The 23104-nt window shown below is 65.4% G+C and carries 21 protein-coding genes; 9 read left to right on the top strand and 12 right to left on the bottom strand.

The window, feature by feature from the left end:
• Positions 1-10 precede the first annotated feature (10 nt).
• The 3 genes from QGV55_RS01400 to ribA all read right to left on the bottom strand — a co-directional run bounded on the left by QGV55_RS01400 (position 11) and on the right by ribA (position 3452).
• On the bottom strand, positions 11-1465 hold the full coding sequence (locus QGV55_RS01400; RefSeq protein ID WP_281018665.1) for a DegQ family serine endoprotease: 1455 nt from the start codon (positions 1463-1465) through the stop codon (positions 11-13).
• A 286-nt stretch (positions 1466-1751) separates the two neighbouring features.
• Positions 1752-2141 carry a hypothetical protein gene (locus QGV55_RS01395; protein WP_281020046.1) on the bottom strand — a complete coding sequence of 130 codons (390 nt, stop codon included), beginning with the start codon at positions 2139-2141 and terminating at the stop codon, positions 1752-1754.
• Between the two features lie 195 nt (positions 2142-2336).
• The gene (gene ribA / locus QGV55_RS01390; RefSeq protein ID WP_281018667.1) at positions 2337-3452 is read right to left on the bottom strand and encodes a GTP cyclohydrolase II; all 1116 of its coding nucleotides are present in this window, start codon (positions 3450-3452) and stop codon (positions 2337-2339) included.
• 256 nt (positions 3453-3708) lie between these two features.
• On the opposite strand from ribA, the gene QGV55_RS01385 reads away from it, so the two are divergent.
• Positions 3709-4398 carry a response regulator transcription factor gene (locus QGV55_RS01385; RefSeq protein WP_281018668.1) on the top strand — a complete coding sequence of 230 codons (690 nt, stop codon included), beginning with the start codon at positions 3709-3711 and terminating at the stop codon, positions 4396-4398.
• A 62-nt stretch (positions 4399-4460) separates the two neighbouring features.
• Here the strand turns inward: QGV55_RS01385 and QGV55_RS01380 are convergent, their stop codons facing one another.
• The 3 genes from QGV55_RS01380 to QGV55_RS01370 all read right to left on the bottom strand — a co-directional run bounded on the left by QGV55_RS01380 (position 4461) and on the right by QGV55_RS01370 (position 7937).
• Positions 4461-5405, bottom strand: a complete 945-nt coding sequence (locus QGV55_RS01380) for an AEC family transporter (protein ID WP_281018669.1) — start codon at positions 5403-5405, stop codon at positions 4461-4463.
• Between the two features lie 63 nt (positions 5406-5468).
• A complete protein-coding gene (locus QGV55_RS01375) occupies positions 5469-6761 on the bottom strand; it encodes an adenylosuccinate synthase (RefSeq protein WP_281018670.1) in 1293 nt (430 codons plus the stop codon).
• Positions 6762-6803: 42 nt separating this feature from the next.
• Entirely contained in the window at positions 6804-7937 is a 1134-nt protein-coding gene (locus QGV55_RS01370) for an ATP phosphoribosyltransferase regulatory subunit (RefSeq protein WP_281018671.1), read from the bottom strand.
• Between the two features lie 189 nt (positions 7938-8126).
• On the opposite strand from QGV55_RS01370, the gene QGV55_RS01365 reads away from it, so the two are divergent.
• The gene (locus QGV55_RS01365; protein WP_281018672.1) at positions 8127-10682 is read left to right on the top strand and encodes a helicase-related protein; all 2556 of its coding nucleotides are present in this window, start codon (positions 8127-8129) and stop codon (positions 10680-10682) included.
• Between the two features lie 2 nt (positions 10683-10684).
• Entirely contained in the window at positions 10685-10978 is a 294-nt protein-coding gene (locus QGV55_RS01360; RefSeq protein WP_281018673.1) for an RNA-binding S4 domain-containing protein, read from the top strand.
• A gap of 9 nt (positions 10979-10987) precedes the next feature.
• Here QGV55_RS01360 and QGV55_RS01355 read toward each other — a convergent pair whose 3' ends face one another.
• A complete protein-coding gene (locus tag QGV55_RS01355; RefSeq protein ID WP_281018674.1) occupies positions 10988-11542 on the bottom strand; it encodes a sugar transferase in 555 nt (184 codons plus the stop codon).
• Between the two features lie 135 nt (positions 11543-11677).
• On the opposite strand from QGV55_RS01355, the gene QGV55_RS01350 reads away from it, so the two are divergent.
• Genes QGV55_RS01350 through QGV55_RS01335 form a run of 4 tightly spaced genes read left to right on the top strand, consistent with a single transcriptional unit; the run spans position 11678 to position 15270 of the window.
• The gene (locus tag QGV55_RS01350) at positions 11678-11848 is read left to right on the top strand and encodes a hypothetical protein (RefSeq protein ID WP_281018675.1); all 171 of its coding nucleotides are present in this window, start codon (positions 11678-11680) and stop codon (positions 11846-11848) included.
• Positions 11845-12903 (top strand): hypothetical protein, encoded by a 1059-nt coding sequence (locus tag QGV55_RS01345; protein WP_281018676.1) that lies wholly within the window; start codon positions 11845-11847, stop codon positions 12901-12903. Before QGV55_RS01350 ends, QGV55_RS01345 begins: the two co-directional genes overlap by 4 nt.
• A 36-nt stretch (positions 12904-12939) precedes the next feature.
• Positions 12940-14574 carry a cobalamin-dependent protein gene (locus QGV55_RS01340; RefSeq protein WP_281018677.1) on the top strand — a complete coding sequence of 545 codons (1635 nt, stop codon included), beginning with the start codon at positions 12940-12942 and terminating at the stop codon, positions 14572-14574.
• Between the two features lie 3 nt (positions 14575-14577).
• Positions 14578-15270, top strand: coding sequence for an acylneuraminate cytidylyltransferase family protein (locus QGV55_RS01335; RefSeq protein WP_281018678.1), 693 nt, complete (start codon positions 14578-14580; stop codon positions 15268-15270).
• Here the strand turns inward: QGV55_RS01335 and hisH are convergent.
• The 3 genes from hisH to QGV55_RS01320 all read right to left on the bottom strand — a co-directional run bounded on the left by hisH (position 15260) and on the right by QGV55_RS01320 (position 18068).
• A complete protein-coding gene (hisH, locus tag QGV55_RS01330) occupies positions 15260-15916 on the bottom strand; it encodes an imidazole glycerol phosphate synthase subunit HisH (protein ID WP_281018679.1) in 657 nt (218 codons plus the stop codon). The two genes, QGV55_RS01335 and hisH, sit on opposite strands and share 11 nt — an antisense overlap.
• Before the next feature lie 4 nt (positions 15917-15920).
• Positions 15921-16664: an imidazole glycerol phosphate synthase cyclase subunit gene (locus tag QGV55_RS01325; RefSeq protein WP_348637664.1), complete on the bottom strand. Its 744-nt coding sequence runs from the start codon at positions 16662-16664 to the stop codon at positions 15921-15923.
• Between the two features lie 72 nt (positions 16665-16736).
• Complete coding sequence (locus QGV55_RS01320; protein WP_281018681.1) at positions 16737-18068, bottom strand: N-acetyl sugar amidotransferase; 1332 nt, start codon at positions 18066-18068, stop codon at positions 16737-16739.
• A gap of 121 nt (positions 18069-18189) precedes the next feature.
• On the opposite strand from QGV55_RS01320, the gene QGV55_RS01315 reads away from it, so the two are divergent.
• Both QGV55_RS01315 and QGV55_RS01310 read left to right on the top strand, forming a co-directional pair.
• Complete coding sequence (locus QGV55_RS01315) at positions 18190-19404, top strand: CDP-glycerol glycerophosphotransferase family protein (RefSeq protein WP_281018682.1); 1215 nt, start codon at positions 18190-18192, stop codon at positions 19402-19404.
• Complete coding sequence (locus QGV55_RS01310; RefSeq protein WP_281018683.1) at positions 19404-20912, top strand: lipid II flippase MurJ; 1509 nt, start codon at positions 19404-19406, stop codon at positions 20910-20912. Before QGV55_RS01315 ends, QGV55_RS01310 begins: the two co-directional genes overlap by 1 nt.
• Here QGV55_RS01310 and neuC read toward each other — a convergent pair.
• Together neuC and QGV55_RS01300 are read right to left on the bottom strand one after the other, a co-directional pair.
• Positions 20906-22063 carry a UDP-N-acetylglucosamine 2-epimerase gene (gene neuC, locus QGV55_RS01305; protein WP_281018684.1) on the bottom strand — a complete coding sequence of 386 codons (1158 nt, stop codon included), beginning with the start codon at positions 22061-22063 and terminating at the stop codon, positions 20906-20908. The genes QGV55_RS01310 and neuC overlap by 7 nt on opposite strands.
• The gene (locus QGV55_RS01300; RefSeq protein ID WP_281018685.1) at positions 22060-23091 is read right to left on the bottom strand and encodes an N-acetylneuraminate synthase family protein; all 1032 of its coding nucleotides are present in this window, start codon (positions 23089-23091) and stop codon (positions 22060-22062) included. Before QGV55_RS01300 ends, neuC begins: the two co-directional genes overlap by 4 nt.
• Positions 23092-23104 lie beyond the last annotated feature (13 nt).

Genomic DNA, 23104 nt, shown 5'->3' with positions numbered 1-23104 from the left:
ACTTTCGGGATCAGCTCTGCTTCAGGCGTACCGCGACGAACAGCCGGTCGTCGCCACGGACCACGAGCAGCAGGACGGAGCGGCCCTTGCGTTCCTCGATCTCCGCCACACGACGGGCGACATCACCGGGGCCCTGCACGGCTTCCTGATTGACCTCGATGATCACGTCGCCGGCACGCAGCCCCTTCTCCGCCGCAGCCGAGTCGGGAACAACCTCGGTCACGACCGCGCCATCCTCCATGCTGATGCTGAAACGCTCCCGCACATCGTCGGTCATCGGGCTGAGCTTCATGCCGAGGGACGCCAGATCACTCTCCCGCGAGACCGGCTCATCAACCGGCTCTTCGCTGGAAGCCAGCGCCTTCTCGGCCTTCTCGAGCTCGCCCAGCGTCACCGTGAACTGTTCCAGCTTGCCCTTGCGCCAGACAGTCACCGGGACGGCCTTGCCAACGCCGGTGCCCGCAACGATCCGCGGCAGTGCCCGCATCTCGTCGATGTCCTGTCCATTGAACTCGACGATCACGTCACCGGACTGGATGCCCGCGTCGCCTGCCGGGCTTTCGTCGGTGACACCCGCGACGAGGGCGCCGCGCGGCTCATCCATGCCCAGGCCTTCCGCGATCTCGTCCGTGACGGACTGGATGCGAACGCCCAGCCAGCCACGCTTGGTGCGGCCGAACTGGATCAGCTGTTCCGCCACCGGGCGGGCCAGGTTGGAAGGCACCGCGAAACCGATGCCGATCGACCCGCCGGACTGGGAGAAGATCGCCGTGTTGATGCCCACGACCTCGCCATCGACATTGAACAGCGGACCACCGGAGTTGCCCTTGTTGATCGAGGCATCGGTCTGGATGAAGTCATCATAGGGACCGGAGCGGATGTCGCGGCCACGCGCGGAGACGATACCGGCGGTGACCGTGCCACCGAGGCCGAGCGGGTTGCCGATGGCAATCACCCAGTCACCCTCCTCGGCGGTGTCGGAATCGCCCCAGGGAACCGCCGTCAGCTGCATGCCCTCGTCGGGTTTCACCCGCAGCACGGCAACATCCGTCTTCGGGTCGGTGCCGACGAGTTCGGCGTCCAGGCTTTCGCCATCGCTGAAGAACACCCGGATCTCGTCCGCGCCATCGATCACATGATTGTTCGTGACGATCAGGCCATCCGCATCAACCACGAAGCCTGAGCCAACCGAGATCAGGGGGCGGGAGTGCGGGTTCTGCTGGCGGCGCTTGTCGAAGAAGTCCTTGAAGAATTCCTCGAACGGCGATCCCGGCGGAACCTGCGGAATCTGCGGGGCCTGTCCCGGGCTGGCCTTGCCCGGCTGCTGGGTCACCTGGATGTTGACCACGGCGGGTTTCAGCTTCTTCACCAGCGGCGCGAAACTCTCGGGCGCGCCGCGGGCGAAGGCACTTCCGGCCGCAACCAGAATGGCCAGCAATACGAACACTGCCGTCAGACGCATCATCAATGCGGAATTCGCGTCCTGTCGCGCCATTGGGATGGCGCGCGCAACGGTGCGACCGCGCGTGAACTCTTCTCTTGTCTCGTGACTCACTTGCACATGCTCCAACACTCGATCCAATCCTCTTGCCCGCACTATCTGGGCACCGACCGCCGGTTCTGCAAACCCGGCAACCGCAATTGATATGCACCCCGGATTATGACCGAACTTTGCCCGGAGTGTGAAACATGTGGCGTCGCAGTGACATTTTCTGCCCCGCTGTCGCAGAAGTGAGCACGGAACAGGCCGCTCAGGGGGCCTCGATCACATAGTCGAGACGGGATTCAGTCTCGGGGGTGCCCAGTTGCTCATAGGCATGCCTGGCGCGTTCAAAGCGCAGGTCACCTGCTGTTCTGCCCGGCACTTCGCCTGGCGACTCATCGGCCAGTGCCATGAGGTGATCGCCGATGTCCTTGCCGGTTGTCTCATCGATGATGGCATTGGCGATGGAACTCACCAGCCCCAGCACGCCCCCGAACAGGAATCCGCCTGCGATGCGGGCCGGGTTGCCGATCCCGTCGCCCGTGACTTCCCGATAGACCGTCGAGACAATGGGGATGTGCTGCAGCGGGTTCACCGCGTCCAGAACATCCAGGAAACCGAAGCCATCGTCCCCTGCCGAATCTGCCGCGTCCGGCATCCGGGCGCCGGTCGCTCGGCTTTCGTCCGTGAAGGACGACACGGATGCCGGGGGCGTTGTGAATTCGCTCTGGAAGATCATGACCGGATCGAACGCAAGGCCCGGACCAGACCGGGAACCCTGATTCCTCAACGGGTTACGATCACTATCGGTTGGCCGGACCCGGCAGCTCTTGCCGGTCCGGCATCGCAGGCCCTACAGAAAATGCCCGGTGCGGCTCTTCTTGGTGGCGAGATAGTCGGCGTTGTGGGGGTTGGACGGAAACTTGTGTGGCACCCGCTCCGCCACCGAAATCCCCTCGGCCTCCAGGCCGGACACCTTCTCGGGATTGTTGGTCATCAGCCGCACGCTGGAATATCCGAGACGGCGCAGCATCTCCGCCGCAGGCCGGAACAGCCGCTCGTCGGTCTCGAAGCCGATACGCTGGTTCGCATCCACCGTGTCGAAGCCACGATCCTGCAGGGCATAGGCCCGGATCTTGTTCATCAGCCCGATGCCGCGTCCCTCCTGCGCCAGATAGAGCAGGATGCCCTCCCCGGCCTCACCGATGGCCTCGATGGCGCCACGCAACTGTTCACCGCAATCGCACTTCATCGACCCCAGCAGGTCCCCGGTGAAACACTCGCTGTGAATCCGGGTGAGCACCGGCCGGTCGCGCGGCGGATCCCCAGTCACCAGCGCCAGGTGCTCCAGCCCACCGTCTGCGGGACGATAGGCATGCATCCGGGTGTTCTCCGCCCCCCACAGCGGCAGCCGCGCGGCAGCCACAGGCTTCAGGATGTTGCCCGTATGGGTCGCGATGGCGGCAATGCTCCCGGCATCCACCGCGGCCAGGCCTGCCGCCTGCCAGTCGGCCGTGTCGGACAGCGCCGCAACCAGCACCGCAGGCAGCAGGCGCGCGTGACGCGCCAGACCGACGCCGGCACTGGCCCAGTCGGGCGGCGCATCCTTCACCTGCCGGAACGGCCCCCGCATGCCGCCGTCCAGATCGTGTGCCGGATCGGCGAGTTCGCTGGCGAGCTGGCGGGACAGGGTCGCGTCGATCGGGACCAGTTGCACGTCGTGGCCTGATGGCAGGATGTGCAGCACGTTCGCGCGCCGCGCCGTCAGCGCCAGGCTGACTCCGCCCTCGGCCATCGCCAGAAGCTCCCCGTACTCCTCCGCCGTCGCCGTCTCCGCCGAGACAATGATCCCGGACTGCGCCGCGCCGCGGACGATGACAGGCATGCCCCGCCGCAGGTCCGCCGCGGCACGATCCACCTGCCGCACGTGACGCAGGTCGCTGGTTTCATCTTCGCTCTGGCGCGCCAAGGGGGCTGTCCTGATAAGTGATCGCGATGTGACCGCCACTGTATATCCCGCCCCCCCGGACTGTTGAAGCTTTCACTGCCACAGGTCAGACTTGCGCGCGGGAACAGGGTGTCGGGACGCCACGCATGACGATCAACCGGTTGTCACGTGTCGGTGAGGCTGTTCTCCCACAACGGAACCGGACTCTTGAACCGGGCGGCGGCAGACCAATCTCTGGTCAGTCGATGGTCCGGCGGTGATTGGGAGAAACGAGAAGATGATGGGTGGCAAGAAGATCCTGCTGATCGACGACGACGACGCCTTGCGCGAGACGCTGGCCGAGCAACTCGAGCTGCACGAGGAATTCGAGACCCGACAGGTCGGTTCCGGTCAGGCCGGCATCGAGGCCGCGCGGAAGGAACATTTCGATCTGGTCCTGCTGGACGTCGGCCTGCCCGACTCGGACGGACGCGAGGTCTGTCGGGCCCTGCGCAAGAACGGTTTCAAGATGCCGGTGATCATGCTCACGGGCGCGGATTCGGATGCCGAGGAAATCCTGGGCCTGGAATCGGGCGCCAACGACTACATCACCAAGCCGTTCAAGGTCGGCGTGCTGCTGGCCCGCATTCGCGGCCAGTTGCGCCAGCACGAACAGAGCGAGGATGCCGTCTTCACCATCGGCCCCTACAGCTTCCGCCCGGCGCAGAAGATGATGGTGCACAAGGAGACGGAGAAGAAGGTCCGCCTGACGGAGAAGGAAACCTCCATCCTGAAGTACCTGTTCCGTGCGGGCGAGACGGCAGTCGGACGCGATGTGCTGCTGCACGAGGTCTGGGGCTACAACGCCGGGGTCACCACCCACACGCTGGAAACCCACATCTATCGCCTGCGCCAGAAGATCGAACCGACACCATCGGAAGCGGAAATCCTGGTCACCGAACCGGGCGGCTACAAGCTGGTGCCGTGACAGCGTTCCGTCTCTGACCGTTCGTGGTGCCGCTCCATCGATCGACTGATCTGCTCTTCTCTTCAGACCGTCTTCAGCCAGGCGATCAGGAGTGACAGGGTGACCACGCTGAAGACCGTGGAGAGCAGGATCACGGAGGCGGAGCGCTGGGTGTAGGTGCCGTAGAACCTTGCCAGCAGGAAGGAGTTGATCCCTGCGGGTGTCGCGGCAGTCACCGTCGCAACGGCGACGTAGAGCGGATCGCTCTGGAAGATGTAGCTGGTGAAGATGAAGACCAGCGCGGGCAGCAGTGCCAGCTTCATGATCACCAGCGTCAGGCTTTCCTTCAGGTCACCGGCAATACGGAACTGGGTGAGGGAGGCCCCGAGCGCACAGAGTGCTGCCGGGGTTGCCGCCCGGGAGAGCATGTCGATCAGCCGGTCGACCATCGACACCAGTTCCAGCCCCGTCGCACTGAAGGCCAGCCCGCTGCACAGGCCGAGGATGACCGGATGCACCGCCAGACTTCTGAAGGTGGAGAACAGGACGGTCCCGATTCCCTGCCCCTTCTGGCCGCGCAGGGCCTCCACCATGATGGTGGACAGCGGGATGAGGATCATGGGGTGGAACGTCACGATCATCATCATCGGGATCAGGCCCGGCTCGCCGAAGGTCGTGTAGACCAGCGGCAGGCCCATCAGCACGGTGTTGGAGAAGCTGGAGGCCATGCCCATCAGGCCGTACTCGACCGGCGGATTGCGGAACACGTACCGCCCCAGCGCCACCGTGAGCGCGAAATGCAGCAGCGCGGCACCGAAATAGCCGAAGATGATCGACCATTCGATGCCGTCCTCCGGCAGGCCCCGGCTGAACAGGCGGAACAGCAGGGCCGGAATGGCGGCATAGAAGACGAAATTCGTCAGCGCCTTGATCCCGACGTCGCCCCCCAGCAGGGGCGAGCGCCCCAGCGCGTAGCCGATGCCCATCAGCGCGAAGACCGGGAAGACGATGTCGAGAACGGCACCCATCAGCCGCGCCCCGGAAGGTCAGCCAGTGCGGGACCTGCAGGGGCGGGGCGACCGGTCATTCACTCAGCCTTCGAACGGGTGACGGACGACGATGGTATCCTCCCGTTCGGGACTGGTCGAAAGCAGGGCCACAGGCGCGCCGATCAGTTCCTCGATCGCGCGGACGTACTTGACCGCCTGCGCCGGCAGGTCGGCCCACGACCGCGCACCATATGTGGTGTCCGACCAGCCCTCGAAGGTCTCGTAGACCGGGCGGATGTTGGCCTGATCGGCCATGTTGTAGGGGTAGAAGTCGAGGCGCTTGCCATCCAGTTCGTAGCCGACACAGACCTTCAGTTCCTTCAGCCCGTCCAGCACGTCCAGCTTGGTCAGCGCCACACCGTCGATGCCGCCGGTACGGATCGCCTGCCGCACCATCACCGCGTCGAACCAGCCACAACGGCGGGCGCGGTTGGTGACGGTACCGAACTCGCGGCCCTTCTCCCCGAGGTGCCGCCCGATCTCGTCATCCAGTTCGGTCGGAAAGGGGCCGGAGCCGACGCGGGTGGTGTAGGCCTTGACGATGCCGAGCACGAAATCGATCACCTTCGGCCCGCAACCGGAACCGGGGGCCGCCTGTCCGGCGACGGTGTTGGAGGACGTGACGAACGGATAGGTGCCGTGGTCGATGTCTAGCATCGCCCCCTGCGCGCCCTCGAACAGGATGCGCTTGCCCTGGCGATTGACCTCGTCCAGCGTGCGCCAGACATGCGCGGCGAAGCGCAGGACGTCGTCGCTGACCGCATTCAGTTCAGCCTGGATGTCGTCCTTGGCGATCTCCGGCTGGGACAGGCCACGACGCAGAGCATTGTGGTGCACCAGCAGGCGTTCGATCTTGCCGTCCAGGGTCACCGGATCACCCAGGTCCGCGACCCGGATCGCCCGCCGGGCAACCTTGTCCTCGTACGCCGGGCCGATGCCGCGTCGGGTGGTGCCGATCTTGGCACCGCCGGCGGCCTCTTCCCGGATCGCGTCCAGGTCCCGGTGCAGGCTGAGAATCAGGCAGGCATTGGCGGCGATCTGGAAATTCTCCGGCGTCACCTCGACACCCTGCTTGGCCAGACGCCCGATCTCGTCCATCAGCGCGGTGGGATCGATGACCACACCATTGCCCAGGATGGAGAGCTTGCCCTTGCGCACGATGCCGGAGGGCAGCAGGCTCAGCTTGTAGGTCACACCGTCGATGACCAGCGTATGTCCGGCATTGTGACCGCCCTGATAGCGCACGACCACGTCCGCCATCGCCGACAGCCAGTCGACAATCTTGCCCTTGCCCTCGTCACCCCACTGGGCGCCGACCACCACGACATTGGTCATGTCGGGATCCTTTCCTGATGCATTTTCGGGCCGAAACCCGCCTCAGATGTCCTTGACCTCGATCTTGTGCCAGATCGCGGTGCAGCCAAGCCTTCGTGCCTCTGCCTCGGGATCGGCTTCCGGCTCCAGGCCGGCAACCACCCGATTGCCCTGTTCGCGGCAGCGCCGCGCATCGTCGGGGGCCGTGCCGAACGGCAGATAGACCCGGAGCGCGCTGACCGTCACCGGCAAGGCCCGCAGCACCGAATCCAGATAGACCGTGGCCCCGACCGCCGGCTCGCCGGTCTCGCTGACATAGCGGCCACCGCGCCCGATCTCGCCACGAACACCTGGGGCAAAGACACTGAAGGCCACACCGGTCTGATATTCGAAACCGCGGTACTCGCCCGGATCGACCGTCAGGCTCAGATCGGGCTCCACGGCCCGGATCCCCGCGATGGTCTCCGCCAGGCGGGCGATCTGCTGACCGGCAAGACCGCTGATGTCCAGGGCCTGCAACCGCGGCATCGCCGTCTCCGCCGGGCCGACCGCTTCCAGCAATCCGAAGATCAGCGGGTCATCACCAACGATACCACGCAGTTCCCCCGCGTCCTTGCCGTCCAGTGCCTCCCTCGCGGCATCCGCCGTCGCCCCCTCGTGCCCCTGCCCGGTCAGCACGGCGGGCGCCAGGGAAGGGACTGTCAGGTCGATGCTCAGATCCTGCAGCCCGGCAGCGCGCAGCGCCGCAACCGTCAGCAGCACGATCTCCACATCCGCCTTCACGGCGTCGGAGCCGAACAGTTCGATCCCCGCCTGCGTGAACTGCCGTTCCGGGCGCAACTGGTCGCCCCGGACCCGCAGCACCTGCCCGGAATAGCAGAGCCGGAGCGGACGTGCCGATCCCGCCAGTCGGCTGGCCGCAATGCGCGCGATCTGGGGGGTGATGTCTGCCCGCAGGCCCATCATCTGCTGCGAGATCGGATCCATCAGCCGGAACAGCTGCTGCGCCAGTTCGCCGCCAGGCCCGCTCAGCAGGCTCTGTTCGAACTCCATCAGCGGCGGTTTGACGGTCTGATAGCCCTCTGCGCGGAACGCATTCATCAGGCTGAAGACGGCCGTCGCCTCGCGCTCCGCCTCTTCAGGCAGGGCGTCGCGCAGACCGGCTGGCAACAGGGCCTTGTTCACAGGTTCATTCATGGCGGGCCTTTGGTACTGCATCGGCTGTGTTCGTCAACGACTTATCGAGGCACGGCTTCGGCGGTGATTCGCCAATCGACGCCTTCATGTCATCCCCCTGTCACATTCGACAACACCGAAGCTGTTGAAATTTCGGTATTTTTCACAATCTGACTTGTCAGACACGCAACAACACCGGACAGTTCTCCCATGACCAATGAAGGCATCTCGGGTCTCAGGGGACGAACGGTCGCACTGCTCGGCCCCACCAACACGGGCAAGACGCATCTGGCCGTCGAGACGATGCTGACCCATGCCAGCGGCATGATGGGCTTCCCCCTGCGCCTGCTGGCGCGGGAGGTCTACGACCGGGTTGTCGAGGCGCGCGGTCGCTCCAACGTCGCGCTGGTGACGGGGGAGGAGAAGATCATCCCCGCCAACCCGCATTATTTCCTCTGCACCGTCGAGGCCATGCCGACGGGCCGCAGCTTCGACTTCGTGGCGGTGGACGAGATCCAACTGGCCGCGGACCCGGAGCGGGGCCATACCTTCACCGACAGGCTGCTGCACGTGCGCGGGCTGGAGACCACCATGTTCCTGGGGGCCGCCACCGCGCGCGGCCTGATCCAGCGGCTGCTGCCCGACACCACGATCATCACGCGCCCGCGACTGTCCTCTCTGGCCTATGTCGGACAAAGCAAGCTGTCCCGCCTGCCGCGCCGCAGTGCCGTGGTCGCCTTCTCCGCCTCCGATGTCTATGCCATCGCCGAGCTCATGCGGCGGCAGCGGGGCGGCGCGGCGGTGGTGCTGGGCGCGCTCAGCCCGCGCACCCGCAATGCGCAGGTGGAGATGTATCAGGCCGGTGAAGTGGATTTCCTGGTCGCCACCGATGCCATCGGCATGGGGCTGAACATGGACATCAACCATGTCGCCTTCGCCGCGACCCACAAGTTCGACGGTGCCCGGCGGCGTGCCCTCAGCCCCGCCGAGATCGGCCAGATTGCCGGGCGGGCCGGCCGTTTCATGCGCGACGGCACCTTTGGCGTCACCGCGGATGCGCCGCTGCTGGAACCGGAACTGGTGGAGGCGGTACAGGAACACCGCTTCGATCCGCTGACCCAGCTCCGCTGGCGCAACACCAGGCTGGACTTCAGCCATCCGAAGGCGCTGATCCGGTCGCTGGAACAGCCGCCGCCGTTCCGCTGGCTGGCCACACCGCGCCGGGCAGAGGATACGGAGACCCTGAAGGTGCTGGCCCGCGACCCGGAGATCATGGCGCTGGCTGAACTCAATCCGGCCAACATGCATCTGCTCTGGGACATCTGCCAGGTGCCCGACTTCCGCAAGACCATGCATGACAACCACGTCAAGCTGGTGGGGCGGATCTACCTGCAGATCGCCACGAAGGGCCAGATCGACCGCGACTGGATGGCGAAGCATCTCGAACAGCTCGACCGCACCACCGGCGACCTCGACACCCTGCAGGGGCGCCTGGCCCACATCCGCACCTGGACCTATATCTCCCATCGCGCGGCATGGCTGGACGATCCGCTGCACTGGCAGGAACGGGCCAGGGCCATCGAGGAACGGCTTTCCGACGCGCTGCACCAGTCCCTGACACAACGCTTCGTCGACCGGCGCACCGCCGCACTGGTCAACCGGCTGCGCGACCGGGAGGAGGTGCTGACCGCCATCGACCCGGACGGCAATGTCACGGTGGAAGGGCAATATGTCGGGCGCATCAGGGGGCTTGTCTTCGCCGCCGACCGCTCCGCCTTCGACAACAAGGCGCTGAAGGGCGCTGTCCGCCAGGTGCTGGCCTCTGCCCTCGTCGCGCGCGGACGCAGGATCGCGGGTGCGGCGGATGACGCCTTCACGCTCTCGGATGACGGCGACATCTGCTGGCAGGACGAGATCATCGCGCGGCTGGAGGCAGGCGATCATGTGCTGCGCCCCAGGGTTCGCCTGAATGTCAGCGACCAGCTCGACAGCCGCACCTCCGAAGAGATTTCCACCCGCCTCGGCGCGTGGGTCGAAACCCGGATCGGACAGTTGCTGCGACCACTGACGGAGCTGGAGAACCGCAATTTCAGTCCTGCTGCCCGGGGCATCGCCTTCCAGATCGTCGAGCGTCTCGGCATCCTGCCCCGCAAGGCGGTGCAGGAGCAGATGCGCCAGCTCGACCCGAAGGACCATGGCCGCTTCAAGTATGCCGGGGTGCAGGTGGGCCGGTCGGCGATCTTCTGCCCCGCGCTGCTGAAACCCGAACCGACCCGCTGGCGCATGATCCTGCACGGGCTGCAGGGCGGCCTGATGCTGCCGACGGACCAGCAGGGCCGGGTTTCCTTCGACACGGACCGCAAGGGCGATGCCGACGCGCTGCTGGTCTCGGGCTATGCCCGCTTCGGCACCACAGCCGTGCGCGTCGACATGGTGGAGCGGATTGCCGACCATGCGCACAAGGCCACACGCAAGGGCCCGGCGGAGGCCGACCATGCCCTGATGTCGATGCTGGGCGGCGGGCCGGAACGCCTGGGACCGATCCTGACCGGTCTGGGCTATCGCACGGAGCGACAGGGTGACGACGCGCCCCTGCTGTTCCATCCGCGCCCGACGCGCGAGCAACGCAAGGCCCGCAATCAGGCACGACCCGCATCGTCCGATCGCACCAAGCAGGCCCCGCCGAAGCGCAAGCACCGGCGGGAAACCCGACCCCTCAACCCCGATTCCCCCTTCGCCGCACTGGCTGTCCTGAAGAACAGGTGACCATGGAAACTCCCGCCCAAGGCTCGATCCGCATTGATCTCTGGCTCTGGTACGCGCGTTTCTTCAAGAGCCGAAGTCTGGCCGCACGGGCGGTGAAGGGAAGCCGGATGCGCCTGAACCGGCAGGTCATCAGGAAGGTCAGCCAGCCGCTCAGGGTCGGCGATGTGCTGACAATTCCCTGGAACGGCGAGATCCGGGTGATCGAGATCGCTGCCCTCGGCGAACGCCGCGGCCCGGCCAGCGAGGCGCAGGCGCTCTATCGTGACCGGACGGTGGCGGATACCGCGGCGAAATGAGGTCAGCCCTCAGATGCCGCCCTTCGAGAGTACCTGTCGGGCGGTCCACCAGAGGATCTTCAGGTCCAGCCACAATGACTGCTCGCGGACGTAGCGCAGGTCCATTTCCGTGCGCTCCGCCGGGGTCGCGGTTGACCGTTTCAGGGCCTGGGCGAGGCCGGTGACGCCGGGACGCACCCGGTGGCGCAGAACCCAGTCGTCGGGCGCATAGTCCGCCTCCTGCGCCGGCACGTCCGGACGGGGACCGACAAGGCTCATGTCACCGGAGAGCACGTTCAGCAGCTGCGGCAGTTCATCCAGGCTGGTCTTGCGGATGAAGCGCCCGACCCTGGTGATTCGGGCGTCACCGGCGGCTGTGGAATGGCCGCCGATCCGATCCGCGTTCGCCACCATGGAACGGAACTTCAGCATCCCGAACGGGCGCCCGCCGCGACCGACCCGAATCTGGCGATAGAACGGCGATCCCGGACTGTCGAGCCGGATGGCGAGGGCCAGCGGCAGGAACAGCGGCAGGCTGCACAGCAGCAGCAGGGCGGCAATGATGATATCGAACAGGCGCTTCATGCATCGGATGGGTGCCACAAACGCTTCCGCGACACCAGCGGAACGCGCATCTGCTGGACAGGAACCTGCGGAAACCCTATGACTTTTCGCAGATGAACCGCTCCGCAAGGGGCCCACCGAAAGAGGCCAGACGCCATGTCGAACGATGTATTGCGCGGCAATTTCCAGACCCGTGACAAGGTCGAGATCAAGCAGTCCGAGGAAACCCTGGAAGACCGGTTCGAGATGGAGGCCAAGAAGCGTCTCGGCGGTTCCATCGCCTTCGTGTCCAAGAAGAAGGTCATGTGGGATACCGACAAGAAGTGACCACGCCCGCTTCCCAATCTGCGGGACAGCGTGACGGTCGCCTGCTGCTGCGGCTGCAGCAGGAAATGTCGGCGATGACGGAGGCGCGGACCCAGGACATGTGCCTGGCCAACGTCGCGCAGAACGCGCCTTACCTGAAGCAGGGACGGAGCCTGCGCGACCTGCACGAACTCGGCCTGGGTGCCGGGGACAGCGGCGTCGTCATTGCCGCCGGTCCAAGCCTGCGCCGTCGCGATCCGGTACCGGTACTGAAGCAGCGCGACTTCCGGGGAGCTGTCGTCTGTACGGAGAGTGCGATCTCCCACTGCCTGCGCCAGGGTCTGATGCCGACGGTCGCCGTCTCGGTCGATCCGCACCCCCTGCGCATCGTGCGCTGGTTCGGTGACCCGGAACTGGACCAGGCACGTATGCAGGCAGACGACTATTTCCGCCGTCAGGAACAGGATCCGAGCTTCGCCGATGAGGTCGCAAAGAACAATGAGCTGCTGTCGCTGATGGCCGAACACGGCAAGGACATCCGTATCGCGCTGGGCACGACGGCTTCGCCGGATGTGGTGAAGCGCGTGCACGAGATCGGCATGCAGGTGTTCTGGTTCAATCCGATGCTGGATGACCCGGACAAGCCGGGCAGCGTGACGATGGAACTGCATCGCCAGAACGGGCTGCCCTGCATGAATGCAGGCGGCAATGTCGGGGGTGCCTGCTGGATGGTGGCCCACGCCGTTCTGGACAAGAGCCGTGTCGCGGTCACGGGCATGGATTTCGGCTACTACGCCGACACACCGCTGCTCAATACCCAGTACTATTACGAGGCACGGGACCTGGTGGGGGGTGACGAGAGCCGCATCGGTGAGCTGTATATCGACATCCACAACCCACACACCGACGAATGGTACTATACTGACCCCGCGTACTACTGGTATCGCTCCGCCTTCATCGAAATGGCGGCAGATGCGGACTGCACGACATACAACTGCAGCGGCGGCGGTACCCTGTTCAGCGATCACGTCCATTGGGCATCGCTGGAGGAATTTCTCGACGGCGCGACCACCTAGGCGTCCCCTGATCCCCCGAGAGAAGAGGCAACTTTCATGGCAAAGATCCTGCTGATCAACCCGACGGTGCGGGAGGAAGACGTCCCCCGGCATGTGCCCTACGGGATTGCGCTGCTTGCGGCCATCGCCATGGAGAAGGGGCATCTTGTCCAGGTCTATGACGAGAATGCCTGGCGTCAGGGTGACGAGACGACAAAGGCCGTCTGTGTCGCCGACGACTGGGACATCATCGGCTATGGCGGCATCACAACGACCTACGCCTCGGTGAAGCGCATCGCGCGCATCGCGCGGGAGTATGCGCCGCAGGCCGTACAGGTCATGGGCGGTGGACTGCTGACGTCCCTGCCGCGCGAGATGATGTCATGGATCCCACAGGTCGATGTCGGCTGCGTGGGCGAGGGTTTCATCACCTTCCCCGAGATCTGCGACATGGTCGATCGTGGTGGCAGAGAATTCTGGGACATCAAGGGCACCGTCTCGCGGAAGCCCGGCGGTGGTCTGATCATGTCGCAGATGCGGCCGCTGATGCACGATCTGGACAGCCTGCCGTTCCCGGCATGGGAGCTGTTTCCGCTGGAGGAGGTCTATTTCAAGAACAGCCAGGTGCTGTTCTCGGAGGAAGGCATGCTGGCGTCGCGCCGGCTGGACATCAACACGAGCTATGGCTGCTCCCTGATCTGCCGCTTCTGCTACCATCTCGGCATCGCCGGCGACATGCGCTACGAGGAGGACGAGAACGGCGATCTGAACGTCGCTTTCGACCAGCCCGGCACCTACACGCGCAGCATCCGCTATCACTCGCCGGAGTATGTCGGCGCCCTAGTGAAGCATGCCTACGACAAGTTCAACATCAACTTCATCGGGTTCCTGGACGAGAACCTGATGACGATGGACAAGTTCTCCGGCCGGACCTGGATGAACGACATCTGCAACCAGTGGCACGATCTCGGCTTCGCGCCGAAGGCCAATGACGACGGCACCTGGACCGGCATCCACTGGGCGGGGACCAGCCACGCGACGCTGTGCACCAAGGAGGTGCTGAAGACGATGCGGGAAGCCGGCTGCTCGCATCTGGTCTACGGGTATGAATCCTTCGCGCCACATGTGCTGAAGACCATCGGCAAGGGTGCCACACGCGAATCGAACCTGCGCAGCTTCTTCTGGACGCTGGAGGCCGGTATCCGCCCGGTGCCGAACCAGATCATCGGCTTCCCCAACGAGGATTTCGACTCGATCCGCATGAACATGCACGCCTGGGACGACCTGGGCATCCAGGTGAAGCCGCATTTCGCGACGCCCTATCCGGGCTCCGAATGGTTCACGACCTATCGCGAACGCATCAGCGGCCAGTACGACGGTGACATGGAGCGTTTCATCCTTGATCTGGGCGATGCCTCCAGCATCTCCGCCGTCATCAGCCACAACTTCAATGCCGTCGAACTGCTGGGCCTGCGAGAGGCGATGCTGCAGCTCAACTACCGCCGCATCGACGAGTACGAGCAGATCTGGCGCAAGAACCACCAGATCCCGGACGGTGCACCGTCGACACTGCTGTCGGAGAACATGACCGGCGCGTTCCTGCGTGATGCCGACAAGGTGAAGTCGGCGATCAAGGACTCGGAGCGGCAAGACGCGGTGGCGGAAACGACCGGCGCCGCCAGCACGCACTGATCCATGTCAGCGACGGGTCACCGAGCGCTCGGCGTGATCTGCGCCCGTGGTGGCTCGAAGGGACTGCCTGACAAGAACATCCTCGATCTCGGCGGCAAGCCCCTGATCGCCTGGACCGTCGCGGCGGCCCGGGGCGCGACGCGGCTCGACCGCGCCATCGTTTCCACGGACAGCCCGCGCATCGCCGACGCGGCGCGGGCGCATGGTGCGGACGTGCCCTTCCTGCGCCCACCGGAACTGGCCAGCGACACGGCGAAGATCACCGATGCACTGATCCATGCGGTCGAGACGCTGGGGGGCGGCTACGATGTCATCGTGCTGCTGCAGGCCACCAGCCCGTTCCGGACATCCGCGGACATTGACGCCACGGTTGCGGCCCTCCTCGACACCGGCGCGGAGAGTGCCGTCACCTTCACGGAGCAGGCTAAGTCCCCAGACCTGTTCGTCACCGTGGACCCGGACCGCCGCGTCCGCCCGCTCAACCCCGAGGGGCTGCTGAAACGGCGGCAGGACCTGGGGCACCTCTACGCCCCCAACGGCCTGTGCTATGCCGTGCGCACCGACTACCTGCTCCGCACCGGCAGGGTCTACGGCGATGACACGGTAGCGGTCATCATCCCCCCAGAGCGCGCCATCGACATCGACAGCCCCTTCGACCTGGAAATGGCCCGTGGCCTGATGGCGGTCAGAGGCTGAGGAACGATCGAATGATCTGCAGCCCGGACGGACCGCTCTTCTCCGGGTGAAACTGGACGCCGCAGAGGTTCTCATGCCGGACGGCAGCGCAGATCTCGTAGCCGGCATAATCCGTGACCGCCAGAACATCGGAGGCGTCGGTCGGGCGGGCCGAGAAGGAGTGGACGAAATAGACGTCCGTTCCAGGTGCCGTTTCACCCAGCACAGTCCCCTTCCAGCCGTCACCGGTCCGCGCGTCGGGGGGCTGAAGGGGCGACCAGCCGATATGAGGTACCTTGCGGCGGTTGCCGGCAGCATCAACGCGCGGAATGCCCGCGACGATGCCGGGCAGCAATCCCAGACCGGGTTGCTGGCCGAATTCCTCGCTGCCATCAAAGAGCATCTGCATGCCGACGCAGATCCCCAGGACGGGCCGCTCCCGCGCCGTCACCACTTCCCGCACGACATCCTCGAAACCGGCGGCGCGCAGGGCGTCGACGCAGGACCGGAAAGCACCAACGCCCGGAATCACCAGACGTTCCGCGCGCGCGGCCTGGCCCGGGGTCTCGGCCAGCTCCGGTGAGGCACCGCTGACCTCGAACGCCCGCGCGACACTGCGCAGATTGCCGACGCCATAGTCCAGGATCGTCACATGCCGTGCTGTCATCGCCCTATCCCGCCGAGGGGTTGCGGAGCGACAGGCCAGCGCCGGACAGTTCCGACCGCAGGTCCATCAGGTTGATACGATCGAAATGGATCATGTCGGCGACGGCCACCGCGTCAGCCTGACCGTCCGAAACCGCTGCCGCAACATGCGCGGGGGAGCCTGCACCGCCACTGGCAATGACCGGAATGTCGACAACCGCGGTCACCGCGCGGATCAGATCGATGTCGAGACCCTTGCGCGTCCCTTCCCGGTCGACGGAGGTCAGCAGGATCTCGCCGATACCCAGAGCCTCGGCCTCCTGCACCCACTCGACCACGTCGCGCCCGGTATGCTCCCGGCCATTGTCGGTATAGGCTTCCCATCCCCCGTCGGCGCGCAGCTTGGCCTCCACCGACAGCACGATGCACTGCGATCCGAACTGCCGCGAGAGTTCGTTGATCAATTCGGGGCGATGCACGGCAGCGGTATTGATGGCCACCTTGTCGGCACCGACGCGCAGCAGGCGATCGGCATCCTCCACACTGCGCACACCGCCACCGACCGTGATCGGGACGAATATGTGCTCCGTGGCATGGCGCACCACATCGACCAGGCTGTTCCGGCCATAGAGGCTCGCCACCACGTCCATGTAGATGAGTTCATCCGCGCCTTCGGCGTAGTAGCGCGCCGCCCGCGACTGCGGGTCACCGATCTTCCGCAGGCCTTCCAGCCGCACACCCTTGATCAGGTTCGGCCCCTTGATATCCATGCGGGCAATCAGGCGGGTACGGCGTTGCAAGTGACAGTGTTCCTGTAGCGGGGGCGGCGGACAGTTCCAGCCTCAATCCTTGAGTTCGCTGGCCTCTTCCCAGGGCTTGTGACGCAGTTCCCACTTGCCATCCTTCTGCATCCACAGATGCGGAGAGCGGAACCGGTCACAGAGGTTGTCGAAGTAGGCACGGTCCATGATCGGCTGCCCGAACTGCTTCGACGCGACCGGATACTGTTCCGGCGGCAGGGACAGGTACTCGAAGATCTCCTTCGCGAACCGTTCCGGGAACTCTCCGTCATAGCGCTTCACGAGCGCGACCCCCTCATCGAACTCGATGTCGCCAGAGCGAATTTCCTGGCTGGCGTCATACATGCAGCGCCCGATGCCGAACTTGATGTAGGTCGTGTAGTAGTGGAAATCGTCGATCTTGTCGTCGATGGAATTGTACTTGGAGTACGTGCCCGCGGTCCGCTCGGGCGAAGCCTCGAATCCGCCATGCTCGACGGAGTAGTAATAGGCACTCTGCGGGTGCCACTGCATGTAATAGCCCAGGTAATGGACCTCGATACCCGCGTCGCTCATCTGGTTGGGATCCGGAGGCAGATAGGGTTCCAGGTCAACCCGGTCGAGACCGAAGTCACCGACCAGCTCGCTGACAGATGACCCCCCCAGATAGACATCCTCGTCATCCTGCCGTGCGAAATAATCCCAGGCGCGCTGGGCCTGCTCCGCATCTTCCTTCGGGTTGCCGTACTCGGCCTCGCTCTCGCCGTACATGACCAGCGGAATGTTGAACAGGGTCGCGAGCTTCGGCGCCAGCTGCTTCTGGCCCAGAATGAACGGCTGAAACGGATGCAGGATGTTCTCCACCGCAAGGCGGGTCAGCAGCCGATGCACGCGCCCGTTGGGTGTCATCAGGTAGTTGTCGAAACCGGCATGGATCCATGCCTGCTGATTGCGCCAGCCCCAGTCCGTATACATGTGCGGCGCCCAGGTGACTGTCAGCGGATGCATGCCGAATTCGTACTTCAGAACGTGCGCGGCATAGAAGCTGTCCTTGCCGCCCGAACCAGGCACCAGAATGTCGTAGTGACCGTCGTTGCGGCGGTGCTTCGACAACACTGCCTCCAGTTCATCGCGCCGCGCCTGCCAGTCGATGCCACGCTTGCGCTGTGCCACGTGCCAGGCGTCGGAAATGCCATTCTCGTCGAAATGGACGGTTTCCTTCTTCGACTCGCGGCGATGCTTGAATTCGACGGCTGAATTCGGGCGCTGATTCGAGATCAGGCTCTTCCGGCAGAACCGGACCTCTTTCGGCAAGCCGTAGAAGACTTCCGGGTCGTTCAGATCGGGGCTGTAGCGTGCAGGATCAATGTCAACGCGCGCCGGATATTTCGCCATGTCTTGAACCGCTCTTTGCTGAAGGATTGTCCGGGAATGACCATGGACAGTCGGGCGACCGGACTATAGCTATCAGCTTCGGGCGTTCAAGAGAACGCGGCCAGTCGGGATATGCCTTTCGATGACGAAATACCGCATCCTGTTCGCTTCCTACGGTGCCAGCCACATCAACATGGTCATGCCTGTGATGCGCGCCCTCCGGCAGCGCGGGGACGTGGACCTGCGCATCCTGGCGCTGACGACAGCCCATGCGGTCGCGGAATCGGCCGGATTCGAGCCGGTCGGTTTCAGGGATCTCTGGCGCCCCGGTGACGACATTGCGCGACAGCATGGCAAGCGGCTTGCCGCGGGAATGGACTCCAGCCTTGTCAGCATCCCGGAAACGGAAGCCTACATGGGGCTCAGCTACGCCGAGCTCGAAGCCAGCGCGGGCAAGGAGTTCGCCGCGAAGGAATTCGCCGAGAAGGGCAGGGCCGCATTCCTTCCCGTCCGGACAGTCGGACGTCTGATCGACGACTGGAAACCGGATCTCGTGGTCACGACCAATTCCCCGAGAGCGGAAAGAGCCATGATCCTTGCCGCCGGCCTGCGTGGTGTCCCCTCCCTGGCGATGGGCGATCTGTTCCTCGACTTCGAATGGCAATGGATGGCGGACAACGGGTTTGCGACGCGGGTGACCGTGCTGGGTGAATCCGTTCGCCGCCACCTGATCGCAAAGGGCAGATCCCCCGCCACCATCGCGGTCACCGGCAACCCGGCCCTTGATCAACTGGTCAGTGAGACAGCCGTGGCGAGCGGCATTGACCTGCGGACGCGACTGGGCTGGCAGGATCGGTCCGTTATCGCGTGGACCCTGCCTGCCGTGACGACGGGTGATACCCGGATTGCCCCGGTCGCCGACAAGCTCGATATCCTTCGGACCATGCTCGATCGGGACGCCAACCTGCGCATCATCCTGCGGGCTCATCCAAATCAGCGGATGGACTTCGGCAGGCTGGACGATCGCTACCATGTCAGTCCGCGCGAGGAGAGCGTGCATGCGGTCATCCATGCGGCAGACGTATTGTTCACCGAGTTCTCGATGGTGGGCCTTGAAGCGGCTCTGGCGGGAAAGCCGGTCGTGACCAACAGTGCCGACGATGCCATTCCCTACGGTCCGCTGGGTCTGAGCACCGATATTGCCACGATCGCAGACCTTGATGCCGCACTCACCACCGCTCTGCGCGAGCAGCCGGAACCACGGCTCGACCTGCTGGGCGCCCCACCAACCGGTACTGCAACGGCCAATGTCATCAAGGAGATTGATCGCCTGCTGCTTCGTCAGAGAGACGACTGATGCTCGCCGCCGTCCTCAGGTCCGGCGCGGCCGTTGCCCTCGCCCTGCTGATCGGGCGGCTGCTGGGGTTCGGGCGGGAGGCGACGATCGCGGCGTCGTTCGGGCTGGGGCGGGAGGCGGATATTGCCGTCTTCCTGGTTGGTCTGCCGGATTTCCTGATCAATGTGCTGGGGGCGGGCGGTGTCACGGCGGTCCTGGTCGTGGCCTTCAGACAGCGCGCCGGTGTTGCCAGTCAGCTTCTGTTCCAGGCCAGTCTGGCGATCTTCGCCATCATCGGCCTGCTTGCGCTGCTGCTGATCGCGGTGCGGTCGGGCATGGTCGATCTGCTGGCCCCCGGGTTCGACGCCATCGCCCGGCAGCGCACCATCGACCTGTTGCCGCTGGTCATTCTGGCGGCCCCGATAGCGGCCATCAACGCGGTGACCATCGCGTGGCTGCAGGCTGAGGACCGGTTCTTCCTGTCGGCCATCGGCACAGCGGTCATCAATGCGGTGCTGATCATTGCCCTGCTCGTGGACGGGCGGGACGGATCGGTGGCCTGGCTGGCTGCAGCGGTGATCGGCGGTGTGCTGCTGCGCTGGCTGATCCAGATGGCCGCCATAGGCCGACGCGCCTTCGGCGGCCTGAGCCTCACGCCATGGCTGGTCGATCGCCGGATGATCCTGGGCATGGTGCAGACATCGGCGGCGGAGTCCGTTGTCTTCTTCTATCCGTTCGCGCTGCGGGCCTTCGCGACCCTGTTCGGCATCGGCGCGCTGGCTGGCGTGAATTATGCGACCCGCCTGGTCCTGCTGCCGCTCGGCGTCGTCATCATGACCCTGACCATCATCCTGCTGCCGCGGCTGGCCGGCCTGGCACCGGGCGGCGCGGAGCAGGACCGTGGCGCCTTCCTCAGCCTCGTGCGGCAGGGTCAGACGTGGATCCTCGTGCTGTCCGCCATGGCCTTCGGCGCGCTGGTTCTCAGCCGGGACCTGATCACGTCGCTGGTCTTCGGCTGGGGTGACATCACGGCGACAGAACTGTCGGTGATCGCCGGTCTGACCGCCACCTACGCCATCAGCCTGATCCCGCTGGGCCTGAATGTCTTCTATCGGCGGGTCCTGAACGCCATGGATGATACCCGATCACCCATGCTGGGCGAGGGACTGGGGTTCATCGCCTTCCTGATCGCGGCGCTGGCGGTCAAGGCGATGGGCGGGTCCCTGATACATCTGATGCTCGCCGCGGTATTCGGAGCGTTCGTCAGCAGTGTCTATCTGTTGCTGAAGACGGCCCACCGGGACGTTCCCATGGCGGCCATGCTTGCCCAGCCGCCGACATGGATCACCGCAATACTGGCCACGGTCGCCATGGCTGTCCCGATCCTGCTGGAGCAGCAGTTCGAGGGCAGCACGGCCACGACCGGACTGATCGCCCTGCTGGCCGGCGGGCTCTTCGGCATCGCCACCGCCATCGCCGTCAACCGTGATGCGCGCACTGCCGTGAAGGGCCTGCGGCAGCGTCAGTAGCTGTTGAGTTTCCTGAAGACCGCGGGGACCAGATCAACCTCCGCCAGGAAGCTGGCAATGCGCGGTGCGCTTCGGCCATCGCCCCAGATGTTGGGCCAGTCCTGCCGTCCCTGCCGCAATGCCGTCGCAATGGCGGCGGATACCGCCTGCGCGCCGATGGTGGGCACGTCGATCACATTGCTGTTGCGGTCCCGTGCCATCTGGCGGTCCCCCAGGTTCACACAGGGCAGACCGAGGCTGGCGGATTCGATGATCCCGCTGGAGGAATTGCCGATCAGCAGGTCTGCAGCGGCAAGCCAGGCCAGATAGCGCGCACGCGGCAGATGGCTGATCAGCCGGACCTGGCCCGGGTGGGCGGCACCCACCCGCTGCATCACGTCAGCGATCCCCGAACCGCCGGCGTCGGCGTTTGGCGCCAGCGCCAGCACCTGAACCTCCGCCGCCAGCAGACTGTCGAGCATGGTCTGCATCTGCCGGGCCGCATCCGCGCCGTCCTGCACCACCGGATGAAACACCGCGACGGTGATGGGTCGGGCGGGATCGAACCCGACGTCCTTCGCGAGCGCGGCGCGGTCCACCGCATCGCGGTTCGCCAGATCATCCAGCCCCGGCGCCCCCACGGTGTGGATGCGCCAGTCATCCTCCCCCATCTGGCGCAGCCGCGTCGCCGCCTGCTCCGTTGCGGTCAGGTGGAAATGGGCCAGCTTCGAGATGGCGTGGCGTACCGGTTCATCGACCGTGCCGGAGCGTTCCCCGCCATGAATGTGCACGGTGGCACAGCCGAGATGCAGCGCACCGATGGCCCCTGCCAGCATCTCCCCCCGGTCGCCGAGCAGCAGCACCAGGTCCGGCGGGGCCGCGCGAAAGGTCTCGATGAATCCGCGCAGGGTTTCCGCAAGCGCCAGTGCCATCTCGCCCCCGTCCGCGCCACTCAGTTCAACCGGCCAGCAGGCGGCGATCGGCAGTCCGTCCGCCGCGATTTCCCGCACGGTTTCCCCATAGGCAGGCAGCAGGTGCATGCCGGTGACGAACAGGCTGAGGTCGAGCGCCGGATGGGCATCGATGCGACGCAGGGTCTCGCGCATCAGGCCATAGTCGGCGCGGGTGCCGGTGACATAGACGATCCGTCGTGTCCCGGCAGGTCCGCTCATTCAAGGTCTTCCGGCAGGATCGGCGCGCCCTGGCGCAGGGGACGCCGCAAGGTCCGGCCCGGCAGATCGTCGATCAGGTGCGGCGCGAACCCGGTCTCCGGCCGCAGCACGGCAATATCCTCCAGCCGCAGCACCGTTCCGGCCCCCATGTCACGCGCCGCCTTCAGGCCCCGCCGCGCAACCCGGCGTGTATCAAGCTCGCTGCCGCGCGGGGCCTTCACCCCATCACCCAGCGCGGTTCCAACCGCCCGGATCGCGGTCACCATCTCCGCGAATTCATCCGGTTCCAGCGACGCGGCGTGATCCGGTCCGGGCAGGCCGCGATCCAGGGTCAGATGCTTCTCGATGATGCGCGCGCCCAGCGCCACGGCGGCAGGCGCGGCGTGAATGCCGAGGGTGTGGTCGGAATAGCCGATGGGCAGGGCGTAACAGGCCTCCAGCGTGCGGATCGCCAGCAGGTTCGCTTCCGCCATCGGCGTCGGATAGGCCGAGACGCAGTGCAGCAGGCTGATCCGGTCCTTCAGCGGCGCCAGCGCGGCAATGGCCCTGTCGATCTCCGCCAGGTCGGCCATGCCCGTGGACAGGATCACCGGCAGGTCGAAGGACGCCAGATGGCGCAGCAGCGGGATGTTGGTGACATCGCCGGAACCGACCTTCAGCCGCTTCACCCCAAGCCGGACCAGCATGTCCGCCGATCCGGCATCGAACGGGGTCGAGATGAACTCGATCCCCAGGTCCGCGCATTGTGCAAACAGCGCCTCATGCGCCGGCACGTCCAGCACCAGACCGCGCAGCATCGCCTGCTGGTCGTCGCTGCCGGTGGCCCGCTTCTGGTAGGCGGCGGTCTCCGCCCCTGCACTGACCAGCGCATCGGGGTCGAAGCTCTGGAACTTCACCGCATCCGCCCCGGCCTGCTTCGCCGCCACCACCAGCTCCGCCGCCAGCGCCGGGTCGCCATTGTGGTTCACCCCCGCCTCCGCGATCACGAAGACAGCCTCCCCGGCCGGCATTGTCAGGTCATGTTCCATGGTTTCGCGTGTA

This window comes from Minwuia sp. IMCC3009, from assembly GCF_029909415.1.
Classification (GTDB): domain Bacteria; phylum Pseudomonadota; class Alphaproteobacteria; order Minwuiales; family Minwuiaceae; genus Minwuia.
The sequence above is the reverse complement of the archived record's forward strand: the minus strand, read 5'-3'. Positions and strand labels throughout refer to the sequence as shown.

Excerpts from the sequence above, each read along its gene's own strand:
- QGV55_RS01400 (WP_281018665.1), bottom strand. The coding sequence starts at position 1,465 with ATGATGCGTCTGACGGCAGTGTTCGTATTGCTGGCCATTCTGGTTGCG.
- QGV55_RS01395 (WP_281020046.1), bottom strand. The coding sequence starts at position 2,141 with ATGCCGGACGCGGCAGATTCGGCAGGGGACGATGGCTTCGGTTTCCTG.
- QGV55_RS01385 (WP_281018668.1), top strand. The coding sequence starts at position 3,709 with ATGATGGGTGGCAAGAAGATCCTGCTGATCGACGACGACGACGCCTTG.
- QGV55_RS01380 (WP_281018669.1), bottom strand. The coding sequence starts at position 5,405 with ATGGGTGCCGTTCTCGACATCGTCTTCCCGGTCTTCGCGCTGATGGGC.
- QGV55_RS01375 (WP_281018670.1), bottom strand. The coding sequence starts at position 6,761 with ATGACCAATGTCGTGGTGGTCGGCGCCCAGTGGGGTGACGAGGGCAAG.
- QGV55_RS01370 (WP_281018671.1), bottom strand. The coding sequence starts at position 7,937 with ATGAATGAACCTGTGAACAAGGCCCTGTTGCCAGCCGGTCTGCGCGAC.
- QGV55_RS01365 (WP_281018672.1), top strand. The coding sequence starts at position 8,127 with ATGACCAATGAAGGCATCTCGGGTCTCAGGGGACGAACGGTCGCACTG.
- QGV55_RS01360 (WP_281018673.1), top strand. The coding sequence starts at position 10,685 with ATGGAAACTCCCGCCCAAGGCTCGATCCGCATTGATCTCTGGCTCTGG.
- QGV55_RS01355 (WP_281018674.1), bottom strand. The coding sequence starts at position 11,542 with ATGAAGCGCCTGTTCGATATCATCATTGCCGCCCTGCTGCTGCTGTGC.
- QGV55_RS01350 (WP_281018675.1), top strand. The coding sequence starts at position 11,678 with ATGTCGAACGATGTATTGCGCGGCAATTTCCAGACCCGTGACAAGGTC.
- QGV55_RS01340 (WP_281018677.1), top strand. The coding sequence starts at position 12,940 with ATGGCAAAGATCCTGCTGATCAACCCGACGGTGCGGGAGGAAGACGTC.
- QGV55_RS01335 (WP_281018678.1), top strand. The coding sequence starts at position 14,578 with ATGTCAGCGACGGGTCACCGAGCGCTCGGCGTGATCTGCGCCCGTGGT.
- hisH (WP_281018679.1), bottom strand. The coding sequence starts at position 15,916 with ATGACAGCACGGCATGTGACGATCCTGGACTATGGCGTCGGCAATCTG.
- QGV55_RS01325 (WP_348637664.1), bottom strand. The coding sequence starts at position 16,664 with ATGGATATCAAGGGGCCGAACCTGATCAAGGGTGTGCGGCTGGAAGGC.
- QGV55_RS01320 (WP_281018681.1), bottom strand. The coding sequence starts at position 18,068 with ATGGCGAAATATCCGGCGCGCGTTGACATTGATCCTGCACGCTACAGC.
- QGV55_RS01315 (WP_281018682.1), top strand. The coding sequence starts at position 18,190 with ATGACGAAATACCGCATCCTGTTCGCTTCCTACGGTGCCAGCCACATC.
- QGV55_RS01310 (WP_281018683.1), top strand. The coding sequence starts at position 19,404 with ATGCTCGCCGCCGTCCTCAGGTCCGGCGCGGCCGTTGCCCTCGCCCTG.
- neuC (WP_281018684.1), bottom strand. The coding sequence starts at position 22,063 with ATGAGCGGACCTGCCGGGACACGACGGATCGTCTATGTCACCGGCACC.
- QGV55_RS01300 (WP_281018685.1), bottom strand. The coding sequence starts at position 23,091 with ATGGAACATGACCTGACAATGCCGGCCGGGGAGGCTGTCTTCGTGATC.